This is a genomic window from Kitasatospora putterlickiae (genome assembly GCF_039527695.1).
GTDB lineage: Bacteria > Actinomycetota > Actinomycetes > Streptomycetales > Streptomycetaceae > Kitasatospora > Kitasatospora putterlickiae.
Window position 1 is genome coordinate 16425 of the sequence record NZ_BAAAKJ010000037.1, and the last position, 1467, is coordinate 17891.

2 protein-coding genes are annotated in these 1467 nt (G+C 74.6%); one reads left to right on the plus strand and one right to left on the minus strand.

What is annotated here, in order from left to right; translation table 11 throughout:
* Positions 1-123 precede the first annotated feature (123 nt).
* On the plus strand, positions 124-813 hold the full coding sequence (locus ABD308_RS04580) for a polysaccharide deacetylase family protein (protein ID WP_344325905.1): 690 nt from the start codon (positions 124-126) through the stop codon (positions 811-813).
* A gap of 196 nt (positions 814-1009) precedes the next feature.
* Here the strand turns inward: ABD308_RS04580 and ABD308_RS04585 are convergent, their stop codons facing one another.
* Entirely contained in the window at positions 1010-1429 is a 420-nt protein-coding gene (locus ABD308_RS04585) for a hypothetical protein (protein WP_344325908.1), read from the minus strand.
* Positions 1430-1467: the final 38 nt, after the last annotated feature.

Here is a 1467-nt window from a genome sequence, read left to right on the forward strand (position 1 = left end):
GCGGGCGACGGGGGTTTGAAGACGGACCCTAGGACGCCGGCCGGGACCGGGCTACATTGGGCTCAGTGCCGGGGAGGGGGCGGGCACCGGGTTCGTTCCTGTGCCACGGCCGTTGGAGGACCCGTGTCTTCACCCCGTCGAGCGGACCGGCACCGGGGGCGCCGCGCCGCCCGGCTCACCATCGGAACCCTGGTCGCGGCCGCCACCGCCGTCGTCGCCCTGCCGGCCGGCCCGGCGCAGGCCGCGCCGGCCAAGGTCGTCTACCTCACCTTCGACGACGGCCCGAGCCCCCGCTACACCCCGCAGATCCTCACGCTGCTGTCCCAGTACGGCGCGCGCGCCACCTTCTTCGAGATCGGCCAGAACGTCGCCGCCCATCCCGGGGTCACCCGCCAGGTGAGCGCCCAGGGGCACAGCGTGCAGAACCACAGCTGGTCCCACCCGGACCTGCGGAAGATCTCCAAGTCCGCGTTCCAGTACCAGGTGGCGGCCACCGACGCCCGCATCCGGGCCCAGACCGGCACCACCCCGACCTGCCTGCGCCCGCCCTACGGCGGGGTCAACGCCACCGTCCGCTCCGGTGCCGCCGGCCTCGGCAAAAGCATTCAGCTCTGGAGCGTCGACCCCCAGGACTGGGCCCGTCCCGGCCGCGCCGCCATCGAGCGCCGCGTCCTGGGCGCCGTCAAGCCGGGCTCCGTCGTCCTCCTCCACGACGGCGGCGGCGACCGCGGCCAAACCGTCGCCGCCCTCCCCGGGATCCTCCGCACCCTCAAGTCCCGCGGCTACACCTTCGCTCCCCTCCCCTGCCGCTGACCCCGACCGCCACGACCGAGGGCGTCAGCGGAAGCGGCGGACAAAGGCGCGGACGTCGGAGGCGAACAGGCCCGGCTGTTCCATGGCGGCGGCACGGCCGCCATGGGGCGGCTCGGACGAGTTGGCGACGCCGCCGGCGAACACCGCGACCCCGCTGGGGACGCCGGGGCGCGGATCGCGGTGTCCGGGTCGCCGGTCAGGGGCGGGCCGGCTCGTCGGGGTCGCCGGCGAGTGCGCGGGCGGCGGTGAGGTCCTCCTCGGTCCAGCCCCAGTGGCCCTGGTCCTCGGGGCGCCGGGCCTGTTCGTCGATCCAGCGGTTGTGGGTCTCCCAGGCCGACTGCTTGCTGGTTCCGAGGGCCGCCCCGATCTGGGCCCAGGACGCTCCGGCCCGGCGGGCCGAGCGAACGGACAACTGGCGGCCGTAGGCGGCCTTGCGTGCGATCAGCTCGCCGAGCGCGAGCATCTCCAGGGATTCCTCGCGGGTCAGGGGAGGCGCGGTCGCGGCGTCGTCCTCGCCGGCCGGTGCCGCGAGGGCGTCGCGGGTCCGCAGTGTGTCGTAGCGTGCGACGGCGGTCGTCAGGGTGAAGTGGGCTTCGAGGGTCTCCGGGGTCGACATGACCGAAGTATTTCGTCAGGCCGCCTTGACGTCAAGGC